General features: G+C 42.4%; 14 protein-coding genes and 1 pseudogene. 7 read left to right on the top strand and 8 right to left on the bottom strand.

The features are described from left to right. Position 1 precedes the first annotated feature (1 nt). Complete coding sequence (locus V7L12_RS01795; protein WP_335081583.1) at positions 2-673, top strand: glutathione S-transferase family protein; 672 nt, start codon at positions 2-4, stop codon at positions 671-673. Between the two features lie 102 nt (positions 674-775). Here V7L12_RS01795 and V7L12_RS01800 read toward each other — a convergent pair whose 3' ends face one another. The 3 genes and pseudogenes from V7L12_RS01800 to V7L12_RS01810 all read right to left on the bottom strand — a co-directional run. After that, positions 776-1,795 carry a zinc-dependent alcohol dehydrogenase family protein gene (locus V7L12_RS01800; RefSeq protein ID WP_335081585.1) on the bottom strand — a complete coding sequence of 340 codons (1,020 nt, stop codon included), beginning with the start codon at positions 1,793-1,795 and terminating at the stop codon, positions 776-778. Positions 1,796-1,972: 177 nt separating this feature from the next. Then, positions 1,973-2,995 (bottom strand): tetratricopeptide repeat protein, encoded by a 1,023-nt coding sequence (locus tag V7L12_RS01805; RefSeq protein WP_335081587.1) that lies wholly within the window; start codon positions 2,993-2,995, stop codon positions 1,973-1,975. Between the two features lie 442 nt (positions 2,996-3,437). Next, positions 3,438-3,569 (bottom strand): annotated as a pseudogene (locus V7L12_RS01810) (ATP-binding protein); the annotation flags it as partial. A gap of 278 nt (positions 3,570-3,847) precedes the next feature. Between V7L12_RS01810 and V7L12_RS01815 the strand changes: the two are divergent. From V7L12_RS01815 to V7L12_RS01830, 4 genes are all read left to right on the top strand, one after another. Then, on the top strand, positions 3,848-5,728 hold the full coding sequence (locus V7L12_RS01815; RefSeq protein ID WP_335081589.1) for an ABC transporter ATP-binding protein: 1,881 nt from the start codon (positions 3,848-3,850) through the stop codon (positions 5,726-5,728). A gap of 906 nt (positions 5,729-6,634) precedes the next feature. Next, the gene (locus V7L12_RS01820; protein WP_335081591.1) at positions 6,635-6,871 is read left to right on the top strand and encodes an ATP-binding protein; all 237 of its coding nucleotides are present in this window, start codon (positions 6,635-6,637) and stop codon (positions 6,869-6,871) included. Between the two features lie 307 nt (positions 6,872-7,178). Further along, positions 7,179-8,681 (top strand): GAF domain-containing sensor histidine kinase, encoded by a 1,503-nt coding sequence (locus V7L12_RS01825; protein ID WP_335081594.1) that lies wholly within the window; start codon positions 7,179-7,181, stop codon positions 8,679-8,681. 220 nt (positions 8,682-8,901) lie between these two features. Continuing rightward, the gene (locus tag V7L12_RS01830) at positions 8,902-9,111 is read left to right on the top strand and encodes a hypothetical protein (protein ID WP_335081596.1); all 210 of its coding nucleotides are present in this window, start codon (positions 8,902-8,904) and stop codon (positions 9,109-9,111) included. Between the two features lie 50 nt (positions 9,112-9,161). Here V7L12_RS01830 and V7L12_RS01835 read toward each other — a convergent pair whose 3' ends face one another. The 3 genes from V7L12_RS01835 to V7L12_RS01845 all read right to left on the bottom strand — a co-directional run bounded on the left by V7L12_RS01835 (position 9,162) and on the right by V7L12_RS01845 (position 13,139). Next, a complete protein-coding gene (locus tag V7L12_RS01835) occupies positions 9,162-9,800 on the bottom strand; it encodes an acetoacetate decarboxylase family protein (RefSeq protein ID WP_335081598.1) in 639 nt (212 codons plus the stop codon). Positions 9,801-9,934: 134 nt separating this feature from the next. Next, complete coding sequence (gene dnaK / locus V7L12_RS01840) at positions 9,935-11,863, bottom strand: molecular chaperone DnaK (protein ID WP_334823839.1); 1,929 nt, start codon at positions 11,861-11,863, stop codon at positions 9,935-9,937. 457 nt (positions 11,864-12,320) lie between these two features. Then, positions 12,321-13,139, bottom strand: coding sequence for an SDR family oxidoreductase (locus tag V7L12_RS01845; RefSeq protein WP_335081600.1), 819 nt, complete (start codon positions 13,137-13,139; stop codon positions 12,321-12,323). A 188-nt stretch (positions 13,140-13,327) separates the two neighbouring features. Here V7L12_RS01845 and V7L12_RS01850 point away from each other — a divergent pair, with 188 nt between their 5' ends. Both V7L12_RS01850 and V7L12_RS01855 read left to right on the top strand, forming a co-directional pair. Further along, entirely contained in the window at positions 13,328-15,040 is a 1,713-nt protein-coding gene (locus V7L12_RS01850; protein ID WP_335081602.1) for an ATP-binding protein, read from the top strand. Between the two features lie 198 nt (positions 15,041-15,238). Next, positions 15,239-16,780 (top strand): sensor histidine kinase, encoded by a 1,542-nt coding sequence (locus V7L12_RS01855; RefSeq protein WP_335081604.1) that lies wholly within the window; start codon positions 15,239-15,241, stop codon positions 16,778-16,780. Between the two features lie 321 nt (positions 16,781-17,101). Here V7L12_RS01855 and V7L12_RS01860 read toward each other — a convergent pair whose 3' ends face one another. Both V7L12_RS01860 and V7L12_RS01865 read right to left on the bottom strand, forming a co-directional pair. Next, positions 17,102-18,490, bottom strand: coding sequence for a hypothetical protein (locus V7L12_RS01860; RefSeq protein ID WP_335081606.1), 1,389 nt, complete (start codon positions 18,488-18,490; stop codon positions 17,102-17,104). A gap of 530 nt (positions 18,491-19,020) precedes the next feature. Further along, on the bottom strand, positions 19,021-20,259 hold the full coding sequence (locus tag V7L12_RS01865; protein WP_335081608.1) for a M20 family metallopeptidase: 1,239 nt from the start codon (positions 20,257-20,259) through the stop codon (positions 19,021-19,023). Between the last annotated feature and the right edge of the window lie 14 nt (positions 20,260-20,273).

Consider the following 20,273-nt stretch of genomic DNA (forward strand, 5'->3'; position numbering starts at 1 on the left):
CATGGCTGAAATTAAAGTATACAGTGCAGTTGTTTGCCCTTATGCTCACCGTACCCGCTTGGTACTCCAAGAGAAAGGCATCGACTTCGATTTGATTGAGATTGACTTGCAAAATAAGCCTGAAGGATTTACCAAAGTTTCCCCCTATGGGAAAGTACCTGCAATAACTCATGGCGATAACCGAGTTTGGGAGTCAGCAGTAATTAACGAGTATCTCGATGAGGTATTTCCCAATCCACCACTGTTACCCAGCAGCCCCATTGATAGGGCACAGGCTCGCATCTGGATCGATTTTGCTAACACTAGGTTTGTTCCTGCTTTTTCTACCCTGCTGCGGAGTTCAGATCCCGAAAAACAAGAGGAAGTTAAACAGGAACTATCTAAACATCTGGAATTCATTGAAAACGAAGGTTTAGCAAAGCTATCTGGAGAAGGCCCTTACTGGTTTGGTGAATCCATTAGTTTGGTCGATTTCACCTATTTCCCCTGGTTTGAGCGCTGGGCTGCACTCAAGGAGTATCGCGGCTTTGGGATACCAGAGCAATTTACCCGTGTACGCCAGTGGAAACATGCTTTGAAAGAGCGTGAATCTGTGAAAGCGATCGCTCACTCTAAAGAATTCTACATCGAGCGATATGCTAAATTCGCTGCGCCTACTCTCGCTGCTGTTTAAACGTAATTCATAACTATGTTTCAAGTGGGAATTTAAACCCCACTTGAAACATAAAATTAAACTTTTTAAAATTACGAATTACGTTAGCGCAGCGTTAGCGAGTCATCGAGCGTCATTACGAATTACGACTTTACCGAAGTGAGCCGCACTTTTGAGATAATGATAAGCTTCCCGTGCTTCAGCGAAGGGGAAAACTCGATCAATAATTGGTTTGATTTGATGCTGTTGCATTGTCTGATTCATCACCTCAAACATTTCTCGACTACCAACATAAATTCCCTGAACTGTTAAACTCTTAAAAAGTATTGGCATGGGGTCAATTTCACTTCCTCTACCTGATAATACGCCAATGTAGCTAATACGTCCTCCAATGCGAACAGCTTGTAGTGATTTTGGCACAGTACCTGCACCGCCTACGTCAACTACATGATCTACACCTGTGCGATTCGTTAATTGGTAAACTTGCTTTTCCCAATCTGGCGTTGTTTTGTAATTGATTGTCTCGTCAGCACCAAGCTGTTTCGCTCGTGCCAATTTCTCATCACTACTGGAAGTAATAATAACTTTAGCACCATGTATCTTGGCAAACTGGAGAGCAAAAATCGAAACGCCCCCAGTACCGAGTAATAAAACACTATCACCCGCGCCAATATTGCCTTTTGTTACAAGTCCATGCCAAGCTGTGACTGCTGCACAGGGTAAAGTTGCGCCTTCAATGTAGGATAGGTAATCAGGTAATATTACTAAACCATCTTGGTGTAATAAGACATACTCAGCCAGCATTCCATCGATACCGCCTCCGAGATCGGATTTCATTTTCTCTTTGCTTAAAGAGCCATAAATCCAGTCTTGGAAGAAAATACCAGCCACGCGATCACCTATTTTTACCCTTGTCACACCTTCCCCCACCGCCACAACTTCTCCCGCACCGTCAGACATGGGAATTAACGGATATTTCTGTCCAGCACCGTAAGCTCCTTCAATAACCAGTAGATCCCGATAATTTAAGGATGTTGCTTTGACTTGAATCAGAACTTGTCCAGGTGCGGGTTTTGGTTCAGGGCGATCGACTAATGCCAGGGCATCAATCCCGGCGTTGCTTTGAATTTCGTAAGCTTTCATAGATGTCCTTGTTCTAGCTACAACTTTGGTATTGTAGCTAGGGTAAAAAAGAATCTAGAGACGTAGCAAGTGCTACGTCTCTACAAGGCTTCTGGATAACGCATATTTAATTTCACTAGTAGGGTTGCCCTCATCCCCTAACCCCTTCTCCCAATATGGGAGAAGGGGAAGTGGACGCTACAGAGAATCTATGAACTGGTGTACTTTTTCTAAAAGTGGCTGATATTCAATTTGCTCTGCTAACTCTTGGGCATTTTGGAAGCACGATCGCGCCATTTTTTTGCGTTTCGTGGTGGCGTAAAGGTTTCCCATATTCAGCAAAGTTGAAATTTCTCCGAGATTATCGCCCAGTTCTTGATAAATCACAATGGCTTGCTTGTAGAACTTCATTGCTTGGCGATGCTCTGCCAGGGTGCTGTAGGTAAAACCAATGTTATGAAGGGTTGTTGCTTCACCAGAGCGATCGCTGATTGCTCGACGTGTCAAAAGAACTTGATAGTAGAGCAACAGCGCTTGTTTCGGTTGTCCTAAATCATGATACACAGAAGCAATATTGTTCAAGGTCGTTGCTTCTGCAAGCAAATTCTTCACAGCTCGTTGAATTGGCAGTGCTGCTTGAAAAAATTCTAGCGCTTGCTCAAGCTTGCCTAAGACATTGTAGGCAAATCCAATGCCATTGAGCGTTGTTGCTTCACCAGAAAAGTCACCTAATAATCGCCGCATCCTCAAAATTTGGTGTTGTAGCAACAGTGCCCGTTTTGGTTCTCCTAAACGCGTATAAATTAGTGCGACATCATTGAGAGTAGAAACTTCACTTTGAGTATCTTGCGATCGCCTAAAGATTGGCAGAGCTTTGTCAAAATATTCCAACGCTTGCGAAAAGCGTCCAAGACGGCTGTAGGTAGAACCTAGATTGCTAAGTGCAGTTGCCTGTGCTGGGGTGTTGCCAATTTCAATAGCAACCGAAAGCGCCTGATAAAAGCGCTCTAATGCTTTTTGAGGTTGCCTACAACTGAGGTGAGCTAAACCGAGGTCGTTTAATGTATAACCTTCTCTGGCTCGGTCTGGAATTGCTCTAGCCAAGTGTAAATTTTTGGTTGCAAGATCGAGAGATTCTTGAAATTTCCCCCGTTGGTAGTAGCGGTTTGCTTCGTCACGACGTTGTTCCCATTCTTTGACTTGATTTAAAGGTTGCGTCATCTGACCTCAGTTGCATTCTGCGATAAGTAGGTAGGACATCTCTTGGGAATGAACCCCTCTTAGGTTTCCCAAATTTTAACCTCAATCTTCTATCTTTAGATATAAGACGTAAACAGATAAGTATGCTATTTTTTCATACTTACAGGAATATTTATGAAGCAATTAATACAATTACTGTAGGGGCGCATAGCAGTGCATTGGTGTCGACTTAAGCTCAAACCTTCGTCGCACATACGCTTTACCCCTCCCCTTGCCAAGGGGAGGGGAGGTTTTGCCTCAGCAAAGCCGGGGTGGGGTGACTGCAGACTAATTGATAATTGAGTAAGTTTGCTCTAACGTCATTACAAGGTTTTTACGTTAAGTTGACACCAATGATAGCAGTGCGCCCTCGTATTCCCGATTTCTTTCAAAAGTTGGGAATCTTGTTGTTACATCGCTATTTTCAACTCAACCGTTGCCGCAACCACAAGCCCAGTAAAGGCAATGCCAGTTGATAACCTTGCTCGGCATTATAAATCAAACCTTTGGGCTGTAACCCAGTCAGGGCAGCCTGAAGGCTTCCAGCCCTTGAAAGTTCTTATGTTTAGCAGTTGGTTCGCCAATGATTCTGTGGGCTGCGGTTGTGAATCGTTTTGAGCCGCCAAATTAAATTAAACAGTGGCAATATTTCTGGGTAGGGGACTAATAGTTTTAAGATTGCAAAATGTAAAGGGAATCATCCAAATCTTGAGGAATATAGGGTCTTAGTAGTAGTCTTGCAGTTTCTATCTCAGGCATGGTATCAGAGTAGGAAGATAAACGCTACTTTAAACAAGCGTGTTTTTTTCCAAACATTAATATAATGCTCTTACTATGAGCATCTACCAATCTCTCAAAAAATCTTATACACCAGATCGTCGGCGTGAAAATGACTGGCGGTTATTTTTGCGTTTGGTGCCTTATGCCCGTCGTAACGGACGGCTACTGGCGCTGTCGATGTGCCTACTTGTACCGATCGCACTAGCTAATGCCGTACAACCTTTCTTGATTGGCCAAGTAATTTCCCTGATTCGTAACGAACCAAGCACTTACGAATTTTTCAGGAATCGTCCCTTCTCGCAAGGGCTAAATATCCTAGAGGGATTATTGGTAATTGCGATCGCAATCCAATTGATGTTGACAGGTTTCCAAGGTTATATAGTCCAAAAGCTAGGGCAACAAATCACCGCAGCAATTCGCCAAGACTTATTTCAGCATGTAACATCTCTAGCAGTGCGCTTTTTTGACCGCACACCCGTAGGTAAATTAATTACCAGAATCACCAGCGATGTGGAAGTGTTAGGCGATGTCTTTTCTACTGGGGCAGTTGGCATTATATCCGATTTGTTTTTAATGCTGGTGACTTTGAGTTTAATGTTTTCCATCCAGTGGCAACTTTCTTGCTTGCTGGTATTGATGCTGTTACCAACTAGCTGGGTAATTGTTTTCATTCAAAAACAGTACCGCAATGCCAATTACAAAGGGCGAGAAGAACTTTCGACCCTGAATTCACAGCTACAAGAAAATGTGCTTGGTATTAATGTCGTGCAGTTGTTCCGTAGAGAAAAATTTAATGCCGAATTGTTTCGTGCTACGAACAGCCACTACACTCAGCAAATGGATAAAACTATCTTTTATGATTCATTTGTTTCAGCAACCTTAGAATGGGTTGGACTGATTGCGATCGCAGGTGTTTTGTGCGTCGGTGGTTGGTTACTGTTGGAAAAAAACTTGACTTTCGGGACTTTATCTACATTTGTATTGTATGCCCAGCGATTATTTGACCCTTTAAGGGCTTTTGCGGAAAAATTTACAGTAATTCAAGCTGGTTTCACTGCCATTGAACGCGTAGGCGATATATTAGATGAACCGATAGAAATTCGCGATCGCGCCAATGTCCGCTTCTCAATATTTGATGCAAAATTTGGTTACATCGACGAAATCCTGGCAAATCTAGAATCCCCAAACCTCACTTCTCCCCCAGAACTGGGAGAGATTCGTTTTGATCACGTCTGGTTTGCTTACAAAAATGATGATTACGTAATTAAAGACTTAGATTTCACCATTCATCCTGGTGAAAAAATTGCATTAGTTGGCCCCACTGGTGCAGGTAAAACTTCGATTATCCGGCTTTTGTGCCGCCTCTACGAACCCACTCAAGGACGCATTCTCATAGATGGCGTAGACATTCGGGAAGTACCACAAGCAGAACTGCGGCGCTACATGGCAGTAATTTTACAAGAAGGCTTTTTGTTTGCTGGCGATGTTAAAAGCAACATTTCTTTAGGAGATGGCTACACCATTGAACAGATTCAACAAGCAGCCGAAGAAACCAACATTGCCCAGTTTATAGAAGAATTACCCCAAGGTTATGATACTCAACTTCGAGAACGGGGCACAAATATTTCTAGTGGTCAAAAGCAACTTTTAGCCTTTGCGCGGGCTGCCATTCGCAATCCACAAATTTTGGTACTAGATGAGGCTACCGCTAGTTTGGATGTTGGTACAGAAGCTTCAGTTCAAGAAGCATTAAACCAGCTTTTGCTTAGACGTACCGCCATTATTATTGCTCACCGCTTGTCTACAATTCGCAATGTAGACCGGATTTTTGTTCTCAAGCGTGGCGAATTAATCGAACAGGGAAGTCATGAACAACTACTGCAACAGGGAGGGCTTTACGCTACTTTACATAACTTACAAATGTTGGGAAGTTAGGGGAGAGCTAAATAATTAAACTATACTACTCCCCAATCCCCAGTCCCGCTCTCAGCCTCTAAATACCTAACAATTGCTGTAATTATAGAAATGACTGAAAAAGAAAAATTTTGCGGAATATGTAACAGGGTTTGTGCTGACAATAAAGAAAAGCCTTGTTGTGAGGTAGTTAATGAAACTGGATTTACAAAAGTTTTATCAGGCTTGCAACCCTAGCAAGACCTTAGCCGTAGAAAATGCCGAGGATCGAAAGTACTAGAACCTATCCCACTAATAATATCTGTCCTACAAAGCTTAAGCTTATTGAGAACGAAAAACCAAAAATCAAGGTTTTCAAGCACATTTATGAAAAGAAGTAGGGATTTTTAGAATAGTGGGGTAGGTTCATGAAAAGATAGTCAGATAAAGGAAGCGCTGAGTTAGCAGCGCAGTTAGGAAATTGGTAGGTTTATAGAATAATGCTATTATGGGGCAACTAACTGTATAGATTGAGCCAAAAGCAGGAGTTAACAGTAGTAGCTTCTATGGCTGTTAACTCCTCAATTCATGGCACTTATCAAGAATATCAACTCTGATTGAGGTACACGAGCAAGAAGGAAGCATCAAAGCCCATCCGATACATTTGCAATTGTGCCCGAATTTTGGGGTGGGGAAGTATGGTTATTGGCTGGTCAAATGTCCACCAATGGATCACAAAATAATTCTAGACTTACATTCATACATACAATTAAATAAGGGTATCGGTCAACCCGAAACCTTGACTACTACTGATATACATACTAAAACATCTTACAACCGTAGTGTTACTGAGTCAATTACACTGCAATTTTCCAGTAAAATTTTAATTTTGAAGCAGAACAAGGGAACTCTAGGTAAGAGTTGATTTTTGTTGCATCTAGTATCATTATGGCTTCTCAGAATCAAGGCTCAGATTTGCCGCTAATGGAGGAACAGCACCACAAGCAACACCTCCCACGAATTGAAATCTCTACCAAGCGCCAAAACAACGATTTGGTGGTTGTCCGCATTGCTGATAACGGCTTTGGTATTGCACCTGAAATTCTAGAAAGAATTTTTGAGGCGTTCTTTACCACTAAACCTAGAGGTGTTGGCACTGGGTTAGGACTTTCAATTAGTTATTAAATTGTAGTTGACAAACACCGAGACCAACTCACTTGTAAATCTCAGGTGGCTAGTGGTACAGAAATCATCATTTCCCTCCCCATTCACTTACAAATAGTTAAAGTATGACCCTAGTTAAACCACATATCTAGTTGAAGCACCAGCTAGAAATTTACTTTTTCACGAAAGGTTTAGGTAGTTTTCATAAATCTTTTTCAAACTTTATACTAGCCTAGTTGTTGATGAGTTGAAACTCTTATTACAAATCGTGTTCCTGCCCAATAAATACTTAGAATAAGCCAGTTCTTAGCCTGTATAATTACTAAAAATGGAAGCACTCAAAGCAGCACAATCTCAGAGGATTGTCGCTATCACCGTTGAAAAAATCCGTCAATCTCTTGACTTAGAATGTATTTTTCAGACAACCACTCAAGAAATTAGGCAATTGTTTAATTCTGACCGCGTAATTTTATATCGTTTCAATCGAGATTGGAGTGGAACAGTTGTCTCTGAATCTTTAGCACAAGGGTGGTTGCCTCTAATTCAGCAGCAAGTGCATCAACCAGAATTAGTAGAAAATGTCAGTGAATGTAGCTTGAAAAATTTATCTATTCCTCCAATTGCAGATACTTATTTACAAGATACACAGGGAGGGCGCTTTTCTCAAAATGAAACTTATCGTGTTTGTGACGATGTTTACAGTGCTGGCTTTAGTAAGTGCTACCTGAAAATTTTAGAGCAATGCCAGGCAAGAGCTTACGTGATTACTGCTATTTATCAAAGTCAACAACTTTGGGGACTGCTAGCAGTTTACCAAAACGATGCACCTCGAAAATGGCAAACAGATCAAGTATATATACTTAGCCAAATTGCTTCTCAGCTAGGTGTAGCATTACAGCAAGCAGAATTACTCAAACAAACTCAAAGTCAGAAAGAAGAACTCGCCGCAACTCTCAAAGACTTACAGCAGGCTCAAGCTCAGTTAATTCAAAATGAGAAAATGGTCAGTTTGGGGCAATTAGTAGCTGGAATTGCCCATGAAATTAACAACCCAGTTAGCTTTATTTACGGTAATCTAAAATCGGCTGATGAATACACCCAAAATTTATTTTCACTATTAGATATCTACCAAAGACATTATCCCCAATCAGTCAAGGCAATTGAGGAATTTACAAATCTCATTGAACTAGATTTTTTAAGGTCAGACTTTCCCAAATTATTCAAATCGATGCTCATGGGGGCAGAGCGGATTCGAGATATTGTTCTTTCCCTGCGGACTTTTTCACGCTTAGACGAAGCTTCAATGAAAGCAGTTGATATTAATGAGGGAATTGATAGTACGATAATGATCATTCAAAGCCGCCTCAACCCTCCTAACCAGCGCCTGCAAATTGAAGTGATCAAAGAATACGGTAGCCTCCCCTTAGTTGAATGTTATCCTGGGCAGTTAAACCAAGTATTTCTGAATATTTTAGTGAATGCACTCGATGCTTTAGAAGATTCAGCAGTTAAAGGTCGGTGGACAACAAAAAAATACAATAAAATGGATAATCCCCGAATTTATATTCGCTCCCAATTACTAGAACCAGATCAAGTCACTATTAGCATTGCCGACAATGGGCTAGGAATACCAGAAGAGACTTTAAAGCAAATATTTAATCCCTTTTTTACGACCAAGCCTGTTGGACAAGGTACAGGGATGGGACTGGCTATTAGTTACCAAATTATCACACAAAAACATGGCGGTTCTTTAGAATGCATTTCGCAGCCAGGAGTTGGTGCTGAGTTTATTATTCGTATTCCCCTGATTCAACTTGTGTCAAATTTCTAACGCTTGATATCATCTCCCCACCTTTTCAACAAAGAGGCAGTTCTTTAAGGCGTTGTTGCATGAACCTATCCCACTAATAATATCGGCAAAGATTCCAAAAGTCTGGCAACTTTAACCAGCGACGAGCCTGTTACCAGTGTCACCTTCAGCCCCGATGGCAAAATAATAGCCTGCCTCAGCTAGCGCTGAAAAAGTTAAATTCTGGAGTATAGATGGCAGTTTGGTAACAACTTGTGAGCGCTTTGGCAGTCAGAATGTGAGTTTTAGTCCAGATGCTAAGAGTATTGCCAGCGGTGGTGATAGAGTTTCAGTTTGGAATTTTGACATAAATGAACTTGTCAAGCGCGGTTGTGACGTAGCGCATGATTATCTGAAGAATAACCCAAAAGCAGAGAGCGATCGCCATATCTGTGACGACATCTACAAATAAAAGTGAAAGCTCAACGTGTCTTATTTTGAGTCAAATAAAACACCTTTAAATTAATCTAAAATTGATTGACCTACCACTTTTGGCGCATCAACCCGCAAACTCATCTGCTCACAGCGCACAGTTAACCAAGGTTGACCCAAACCTATTCCAGAAAAAGGACTTTCAGCAGGGATTTCTAACTTAGAACCAATCAAACCCAACACAGACTCAAATTCAGCAGGGAATATCAGCAAATCACTACCCTTGACGCTGAAACTAGAGGCACTTAACCACTGTCTCCATGCCAAGCTTTGTTGATTATACTTAAGACTACACAATTTCCGGTTTTCCTGATGCACAGTAACATAGTTTCCTTGTTCCCAGGTAAACTTAGCTAGTTCCTTTGGTAGTCCCCAAATTTCTTGACCACCAGCCACCGAATCAGCATTATCTACATAAATATGGGAAATCCAAGCGCCGATTTTCCTCTGGTAATTAATCAAAGCTGGGACAACAATTAACTCACTATACTCCAGTACTGAGCCTGACCCGTAATTAGATAAATACACGCTACCGAGGGTTTTACCAGGCCATACAGAAATAATTTCTAACTCTAAGGGAATCAAAGGGCGCACTTGGTCAATATTTACCAAATGCAGAGTTTGGATAGCATAACCTTGAAGTGTCCAAGGTGCTTGTGGATATGGCATAAGAGATTAACCCGACTTTATATAACTCCTAATTTCTAACCCCTAACTCCTTAAAAAAAATCCCTACTCAGGCATTTGCCTGAGTGGGTAATATGAGGTCGAACAAAACAATCTTCCCAAAAGAAGTAGAGGAATTATTTGCTCTCTGTAAAATCAGCGTCAATCACATCGTCGCCGTTACTAGAACTAGAGGAACTGCTACTATCTTGAGGTTCACCACCAGATGTAGCACCCGCACCAGCACCGGAACTGGCACTAGCACCGGCTTGTTGATAGATGTTGCTACCAACAGCGAATAACGCTTGTTGCAATTCTGGGGTGAGCTTCTTGATTTGCTCATCATCTTCTTTAGCAACTGCTTCCCGCACTTCTTTCACTAAACCTTCGACTTTAGTCTTGTCAGCATCGGGAACTTTATCGCCCAAATCTTGTAACTGCTTTTCAGCTTGGTATGCCAAGGAGTCAGCTTGGTTCTTGCGTTCAATCTTCTCACGCCGCTCTTTGTCAGATGAAGCGTTCTGTTCAGCTTCTCTCACCATCCGGTCAACGTCATTTTTATCCAGGGTAGAAGCGCCGGTTATGCTGATGGACTGTTCTTTACCAGTACCTTTGTCCTTAGCGGTGACGTTAAGGATACCGTTAGCGTCAATGTCGAAGACCACTTCAATTTGAGGGACGCCACGTGGTGCAGGAGGAATACCATCGAGGCGGAAGGTTCCCAAGCTCTTGTTATCGTTAGAGAATTCGCGTTCACCTTGGAGAACGTGAATTTCTACGTTGGTTTGTCCATCCACAGCGGTGGAGAAGACTTCCGATTTCTTGGTGGGAATTGTGGTGTTGCGGGGGATAATTTTGGTCATCACGCCGCCCAATGTTTCCACACCCAAAGATAGAGGTGTCACATCTAACAGCAAGATGCCAGTTACATCACCAGCCAGTACCCCGGCTTGAATGGCTGCACCAACTGCTACAACTTCATCAGGGTTAACGCTTTGGTTGGGGTCTTTACCCAATACCTGCTTCACAATCTGGTGAACTGCGGGAATCCGCGTAGAACCACCAACTAACACCACTTCATCAATATCGCCTTTGTTTAACTTGGCATCTCGGAGGGCGTTTTCCACAGGAATACGACAACGGTCAATTAAGTCAGAGCAAAGTTCTTCAAACTGAGCGCGAGTCAGGGTTGTATCTAGGTGTTTGGGCCCATCCTGGGTAGCGGTGATAAATGGTAGGTTAATTTCTGCTTGGCTGACGCTAGAAAGCTCAATTTTGGCTTTTTCTGCGGCTTCCGTCAGACGTTGTAAAGCTTGCTTGTCTTTCCGCAGGTCAATACCTTCGGCTTTCTTGAACTTCTCAGCTAAGAAGTCAACTATTTTTTTGTCAAAGTCGTCACCACCAAGGTGGGTATCACCAGATGTGGCTAGTACTTCAAAAACTCCGTCTCCTACTTCCAGCACAGATACGTCGAAAGTACCACCACCAAGGTCAAATACGAGAATGGTTTCGTTACTCTTCTTGTCAAACCCGTATGCCAGAGAAGCAGCGGTAGGCTCGTTGATAATCCGTAAAACTTCAATCCCGGCAATTTTACCAGCGTCTTTTGTTGCTTGTCGCTGGGAGTCGTTGAAGTATGCGGGAACGGTGATTACAGCTTGGGTTACGGTTTCACCCAGGTATTTGCTGGCATCTTCAACTAGTTTGCGAAGAACTTTTGCAGAAATTTCTTCAGGAGCAAATGGTTTACCAGCTATTGGACAATCTAATTTGACATTGCCGTTGCTGCTGAGAACTTTGTAAGAAACTTCCGTAGCTTCGTTACTAACTTCATCGTAGCGGCGACCGATAAAGCGTTTGACTGAGTAAAACGTATTTTCGGGGTTCATCACCGCTTGGCGTTTGGCGATTTGGCCAACCAAGTTGTCGCCATTTTTCGCAAATGCGACTACTGATGGCGTTGTCCGAAAACCTTCAGCATTAGCAATTACTGTGGGTTTACCACCTTCCATCACTGCCACGCAGGAGTTCGTTGTTCCTAAGTCAATTCCAACTACTTTTGCCATTTTAGGTGCTGGCTCCGTATAACTACAAATGAATGAATGAGAATATAAAGCACTAAATTTTGAACTAACAGGGTCAAGAAATCAGCCAGTTCAGCATGAATACCTTTGATTTGGCTTTCCTGGGGTTAAAACTCCAGACTATGCTGATATATATACTGAAGCTTAGTGGTAGCCAGTCCATGAAGGGTGGTTTCCCGAACCTTACTTGGGACGGTTAAACTAACTAAATTGTGTTTTTAGTTGGTTCATGGATTAATTTGTCTTCACTCTGTCTAATGTAGAAGAATTAATACTTTCAGTAATTAGGGTGAACCGTAACGTCCGAGTGGTGTTTGCCGTCTTTTGAGGCAATAAACTACAGAAGCAGTGAGGATTGGGGATTGGGCATGGGGCATGGGGCATGAGGCATGGGGAGAGAATAATAACTCAGCACTGGCTCAACCCTAGCTATCCGCAGTTACTCAATCTCAGAAAAAAGAGTTTCCCAGTCAATCACAGGTGGTCTTTGCCCTTGGTTGACTATTTCAAAAATTTTCCTAGAGCTACTTGGCTGAAAAAGGCATTCTACACAAGCGTTTGCGACATCAATCCGGCTGGCATCACCCGAAAGTGTATCCCCAGTGCCTATGACTACACCGTATTTACCCCCAGTTTTCGCCTTAAGGAGGGTGTTGAGGTCGTATGAGGTATAGGGGCCGTCAATGAGGCGTCCTGGGCGGATAATGGTGTAGGGTAATCCTGAATTAATAATGGACTCTTCGCCTTTTTGTTTGGCATCCAACACCCCAAAACCATTAAGAATACTAAAAGGAAACTGATTTTTACGGAGAATTCCACAAGAAGAGACGAAAACGAATCGCTTCAAATTCTGGGGTGCTGCTGCTACTAGATTGCTGACACCTTGAGCATCAATCTTTGCCGGACTATTCTTTGCTTTTGCTTCACTAGATTTGGGATTAAGGAAAATAATTCCCCATTCAATCAAGTTCGGGGGTTGGTCAAACTCCCATCGTGCAGAGGGAAAGGCAGTAGTTCCAGTACAATTTATGATGTGGGTAACACCTGACATTGCAGCTGGCAGTGTAGCTGGCTGACGGATGTCACCAACGGCAATTTCCACTCTTTGGTTAAACATCTCTTCAGCTTTTGTGGCATTGCGTGTCAGGACACGAACTTTCACGCCCTTTTCTAGTAACTTGCCTACCACCAGTTGTCCGACTCCACCAGTAGCACCAGCAACTAGTACCAAATCTTCAACTGAATCAAAAGAAGTCATAAAGTGCTTTTAAGATAGTCTATTGCTAATCTACCTAAAAAAATGCGATCGCCTACCGAGATTAAAAATTTTGCTGATGGCTGTTGACTCTGTAGCTTACAGGCTGACAACTGGGAATTTTAAGATTAGGGGAAATTCCCCAAAACTAAATCAGCACAGTAGCCAGCACTTGAGGTTTCGAGGAAGCAATGAAAATTAGTCAAAAATTAATTTCGGGTATTATAGGAATGGCTATTCTCTCAGGAACTATTGGTGCGATTAGTGCCAATCAGCAAATGAACATAGCTAAGTATCTTGCTCAACAAGAGGCTGAAGAAGTTGCTGGACTACTCGGATATTTTGTAAGTCATGAGCTTGAGTCCCAGAAGATGCGATCGCCAGATCAGATGCTAGCCCAGTTGCAAGAGAATGTTCAAGCACTACACAAGCAACGTCAGCGCGATCTGGAGATTGTAGACCGCAATAAAATCATTCTGGCAGATGTAGTTCCAGAAGACATCGGTACGCGATTAGATCACGATCTCAATAATGAAGTTGGTAAAACTATTCAAGATGGCATACCAAGAACATATATTGAGACCAGTTCTGAATACCCAAAGGGGATTCAATTGATTGCTGTTGCTTTTAAGACTAGTAACGGTGAAACGATTGGTGCAGTAATTTTGGAATATACACCACTTTATAAAGCAGCACTAGCAACAGCCCATAAAAATATTGTTTTCACGTCGGTTATTAGTTTGGCATGTAGCATCTTTGCATTAGCAGTAAGTTATCTGCTCTCCAGAAGCATCTCAAAACCGATTAATCAACTCCAGCAAGCTGTGATGAATCTGGCTAAAGGTAAACTGGATACCAGAGTTAATATTCGCTCCCAGGATGAGATTGGCGAGTTAGCTAGCTCGTTCAACAAAATGGCAGACGACCTCCAATATTCTAGAGATGAGTTGGTTAATGCTAACGAACAATTACGAGACGAAATTAGCGAACGTCTACAGGCAGAAGCAGAACTTCAGCAAGTTTTGAAAGACCTAAAAAAAACCCAAATCCAATTAATTCAATCGGAAAAAATGTCGAGTCTGGGTCAACTAGTAGCGGGAGTTGCACATGAAATCAACAATCCAGTTAATTTTATCTACGGCAACCTGCAATACACTGATGATTACACTCAACAGTTGCTGCTGTTAATTAAGCTTTATCAAAATTATTATCCTAACCCAGCGCCAGAAATAAAAAATGCTAATGAAGAAGCAGATATTGAGTACCTAACAGAAGATTTGCCTAAAATGTTAACCTCAATGAAGATGGGGGCCAAACGCATTCGGGAAATTGTTCTCAGTCTCCGAATCTTCTCTCGTTTGGATGAAGCTGAGTTCAAAACGGCTGATTTACATGAAGGAATCGACAGTACTCTGTTAATTTTACAACACCGACTCAAGTCCCAAAATAATCGCTCCGAGATTAAAGTAGTCAAAGAATATGGTGAAATACTTCAAATTCAATGTTTTGCTGGGCAACTGAATCAGGTATTTATGAACCTCTTGGCAAATGCAATCGATGCTTTAGAAGATGCTTTCCAAAAAAAACTTTGTCCAAATCCCTTGATTCGCATTTCTTCTGAACAGGTAAATGAAAATGCGATTATTCGGATTGCTGATAATGGGGTAGGAATTCCAGAAGAAATTCAGTCGCGTTTATTCGACCCTTTTTTCACCACGAAAGCAGTTGGGAAGGGGACTGGTATGGGACTATCAATAAGTTACCAGATAATTACTGACAAGCATGGTGGATCTTTGCAATGTATTTCATCACCTGGACAAGGTGCAGAGTTTGTAATTACAATCCCAATTCGAGTAGCGAAACCAGCACAATTATCAATTTGCGATCGCCACGCCTATCGGTAAAAGTCAGTCCAATGTTTTTCACCCCCTAAGTGCGTAGGCATAGCCCGTCGTAGACATCGCAGTTAGAGGGGAATTGCCCCTGAATTGTTCGGTTCTACCACTGTCACCAGTATACAAATAGCTATAACCTCTTAGATAGTAGTGATAATGTCTAACCCAGACGCTGTTAGTCGCTCTTGAATTAAGGGGTGAAAGCCTGTGTACCAATGGATATTGCCAAGCCTGAGCGAAATCTTGGCTGAAAATCAATCAAGTGTGGCAGAATGTTCACCTGCTAAAGCAGAGCAGCAGTGGCGTATCAGCCTCGCAGCGACAGAACATTTGCTATTAAATACTTTAGCAGACCTTTCAGTTGACACAACCCAAGGATTAGTTTTAGCTGCACCAGCACCCTTATTTAGTCAACCCAAATTGACTCAAAGTCTGCAAACAGTAACTTTTACAGCAAAACCATTTAACCCCTTGGCGCTGATGCCATTTCAGATGCCGGGTGCAATCGCGTCTGTAAATGAAGAGATTGCTCCCCATGAATCGGTACTTCCTTTACTATCTGCCGATCCTCTAGGTGCAGAACAGTTTTGCTTAGTTTTTACAGATAAATTTAGATTAGTGCTGGTTTTAGCAACCCACAAAAACGGTAAAAAAACCTTTTCATTTTCTTTTGAGCCAGAGATAGTACAGCAGACTTGGCGATCGCTAGGGGCACGGGTAATGCTGGCTAATCCAGAATTTTTCGCCCGCTTGGACGCATTAGTAGAACAGTATTCTCCGGTAGCACCAGACTACCGGATGATGATTCACTTTAGTCAGTTATTGCTTCAGGAATTCACAGAACCAGAAGAGACTAGAGACTCTTTACTAGGAACTGGAGACAAGGGGGACAAGGAGAACAACCCATGCCCAATGCCCATTACCCCTTATCCCCAGAGGGGACCCCACCTTCCCCAATCCCCAATCCCCAATGCCCATTACCCCTTATCCCCAGAGGGGACCCCACCTTCCCCAAATCCTGATGTAGAATTGCTCCAAGCCTTCGCTCACGAAGTCCGCACACCTTTAACAACTATTCGCACCATGACTCGTCTGCTATTAAAGCGGCGAGACTTGGATGCTAGCGTGATCAATCGTTTAAAAATTATCGATCATGAGTGTACCGAGCAAATTGACCGCATGGAATTGCTGTTTAAGGCCGCAGAACTAGAAACTACTGCCTCAGCAAAATCGTCAAAAACTCAACTCACGCCGATGTCTTTAGATCAAGTGTTGCAGCAGAGCATTCCCCGTTGGGAACAAGCAGCGCATCGGCGGAACTTAACTTTAAATGTTGTTTTACCCCAGCAACTACCGACAGTGGTAAGTAATCCCACCATGCTGGATCAAGTTCTTACTGGTTTGATGGAAAATTTTACTCGCAGCTTACCCGCTGGCAGCCATATTCAAGTACAAGTTATCCCAGCTGGAGATCAACTGAAGTTACAATTATCGCCGCAATTCCGGTGCAAAGATTCAAATAAAGCCGCCATACCTGCAACACCACCAATTCGCAAGGCTCTAGGTCAACTGCTGATGTTCCAACCAGAAACAGGTACGATTAGTTTGAATATCGCTGCAACCAAGCATTTGTTTCAGGCGATCGGTGGTAAGCTGATTGTGCGTCAACGTCCACACTATGGGGAAGTGATGACGATTTTCCTGCCTTTAGAAGTTAGTAATAAACAGAAACCGACAGTCAAGAATTAGAAATATGAGTGAAAAAGTAATGTAGAAACGTAGCAGTGCTACGTCTCTACAAGTTTTCAGGTAACGTATAATTGATTTCACTAGATGTTTATTTTAAATGCGCTTACCTGATATCATGTCCGGCTAATTAGTTATAATTCCTGAATCTATGCAGAAAGCCCAAAAACCCCTCTCCTGTGCACCTCTGCCCCTCTGCGGTCTTAATGATAAGTGCTTTAACCGGACACGATATGATTGGTTTTCACCTTAAGTTAACACCAATGCACAGATGTAAAACATCCTCTTATGGCTTATAGCCTGATTCTGTCCGAAGTATTGTAATTAATCAACAATAGTAAAATCAGTGGCGATTAGAGTGGGAGTACTTGATGCAAATGTTGCGAATAGACCTCCTTGGGGATCTGCCAGACTAGAACCGGAACCAAATCCAGGTGTTGCACCATTTGCGTTATAAAACAGGCTACGAGTCCCGGTACTGTAAACAATATTGGCAGTACTTGTTTCAGCAGCTGCGTTAGTACTGACAGTAGCAAAGATAAAACCAGAAGAACCTAAAACAGTAAAAGTATCTCTCGATAGTTCGATTGTGTCCGTATTACCTGCAACTCTTTGGAAGTCGTTGATTATATCTACTCCGAGGTCATCAATCGTAAATGCTGAACCAGTGTCAAATATAAACCTATCGTTGCCTGCTCCCCCAAATAAATCGTCCTTGCCACTATCTCCTTGAAGGATATCGTCGCCGCCTTGTCCTCGTAGAACATCGTTGCCACTACTGCCAAGGAGAGTATCATTACCGTTTGCTCCGTATAGGTTGTCATCAGAACTGCCCCCATCAAATATGTCTTGACCACTCCCACCATAAATGACATCAAAACCTGCTCCTCCATCAACAAAATGGTTGCCAGGAACACCAAAGAGGTCAATAGTGTCGTTACCCGCCAGGGCAAAAACAACCTGATTGCCAGGCGTAATTACATCAGAGCCTTTAATGTCTTCATCGCCGCCGGTTCCCTCAATGGTTATTACGGCATTTGCTTTAGCGATCGCAAATTTTATGACATCAGCCACATTCTCGCTATTACTATCAAGAGTTGTCACAATACCCCGACCTAAACTGCTAACCAGCCCGTCGTAAGTACTTTTAACATCACTGGTAGGTAGAAAAACAGGAATAATATCATTTGCGATCAGAGCCGTCTGTACTTGTGCAATATCTGGATAATCTTCATTAGGATCGATTACGCCATCTCCGTTATTAGCCACAGTGATAACAGTCGGATCGGCCGCAGCACCATCCCCTGCAACGTGATAGGTCGCATCGGTAGCTAGGAAAACTAAACGCTTTGAGCCTACTCTGTAACCGATACTAGTATCTAAGGCAGCGTGTAAAAGTGCCTCTAATTGTGATTCCGGGCCGTCATTCCCGCCACCAACAACAAAATTACTGACTGCTGTCTTGACTTGTCCTGCATCAGTGGTTAAAAAGACCTCTTTTTGATAAACATAATCACCAGGCTCACCTAAATACGATACTGGTTTATCCTTGAAAGAGGCTAGACCAAATTGAAGATTATTACCAAAAATCGGAGCTAAATAAGGGCTGGTTAATCGGTTTACTACCGCAGAAAGTAAAACCTTCAGTCTGGGGAAGTCATCAAAATACGATCCAGTCAAGTCTTGTAGAAAAACGATGTCATTTGTGGGCATACAGTTAGTATCTAAGTAAAGTAAATTTTTCTCCTTAGCCTTAGTATTACAAGTTATGTGACAATAAGTCAAGCAATCTGCTTGATATAAAAATATGTAAAAAAAAACTACCAAATACAGATGTAGGTAAATAAAGTTTTGACACTATAGCGCTAGAATCCACTACCAGAAAGCATTCTGACTCTTTTTTAACCCGCAAGTGCGATCGCTCTTTAGCTGGGAAAATCAACTTATGACGACATCGGGATAAAACAGGCACAGAGTAAAAATTAATAGCGTATTACACTGGTGAAACGACATCCCGAAAAAAGTTATTTTTTGGCTTTAGAAGAATTAAACGACATCTCCCTCAAAAAAAGGGACTAAGAAAAAGCTACCAACACTCGATTAGCGAATTTTTTCAAAAAATCACCAACCCTAACTCTCTTTAATAAACTTACCCCAAACTCCTGCTAAGAAGAGGTTTTGAGGTTTTGGGTAGGTTTAAAAACCCTATTAAATCCCGTCGTCGGGAATAATTATCCTATTATTTAAGTTGAAACAAAGTACTTTTCCACGCATCTAACAAAGATTTCCACACCCATTGCCAAGGCGGTTTCGTCAAAATCAAACCGGGGATGATGATGGGGATATGCTAAGTCTTTCGCGGGGTTAGCAGAACCTAGAAAGAAATAACAACCAGGAACCTCTTCTAAGAAAAATGACATATCTTCAGCAGCCATAGTTTGGCATTCTGGCACAATCCCCACAGGAGTTTCTACAACTTCTTCTGCTACAGATCGCACTAGTTCTGCTATTTTTATATCATTAATTACTGGTGGATAAAGTGACCAATATTCTAAATCATAATTTGCACCATGACTCTGACAAATTCCAGCAATAATCTGCTCGACACGCTGGTTAAAAAAGCCTTTCAAACTAGGATTAAAATACCTGACAGTAGCACTCATTCTCGCTATATCAGCAATCACATTACGTTTGGTTCCAGCGTGAAGTTCGCCCACTGTCACTACTGCTGAATCAATGGGATTAACATTCCGAGCGACAATGGTTTGCAAAGCATTGACGATTTGGGCAGCAACAACAACGGAGTCAACAGTTTGATGGGGTAGTGCGCCGTGTCCACCTTTGCCCAAAATTGTGCAGTTAAAGCACTCCACAGCTGCCATTAATGCCCCAGCACGTACACCCACTGTTCCTAAAGGCAAATTATTCCACAAGTGCAAACCAATAATCGCGTCAACATCTGGATTTTTCAGAACTCCAGCTTCAATCATCGGCTTTGCACCTCCTGGTGATTCTTCTGCTGGCTGAAAGATAATTTTCACGATACCAGAGAAGTCTTGGCGATGCTGCTGGAGATAATAAGCTGTACCTAAAGCGATCGCTGTATGTCCATCATGTCCACAAGCGTGCATCACTCCATCATGCTGCGATTTGTACGGCACTTCGTTGAGTTCTTGGATTGGCAAAGCATCCATATCCGCGCGAATCGCTAAAACTTGGGGATTCAGGAGCCGCGAGTCGGGAAGTTTGTTGCCTTTGATGGTGGCAACAATGCCAGTATGGGCAATGCCAGTTTGATGCTCAATTCCCCATTCTTGCAGCTTTTGTGATACAAATTCAGCAGTCAGTTTTTCTTGAAAACCCAACTCTGGTTGTTGATGCAATCGCCGCCGCCACTCTACTAACTGCGGTTGCAATGAGCGGAGCGAAAGTCGAATGCGAGATAGATCGACAGAAGAGGGATTGGGAAAGGTGGAAACCATTATGAAGACAAACT

It is taken from the genome of Nostoc sp., from assembly GCF_036918245.1.
Classification (GTDB): domain Bacteria; phylum Cyanobacteriota; class Cyanobacteriia; order Cyanobacteriales; family Nostocaceae; genus Nostoc.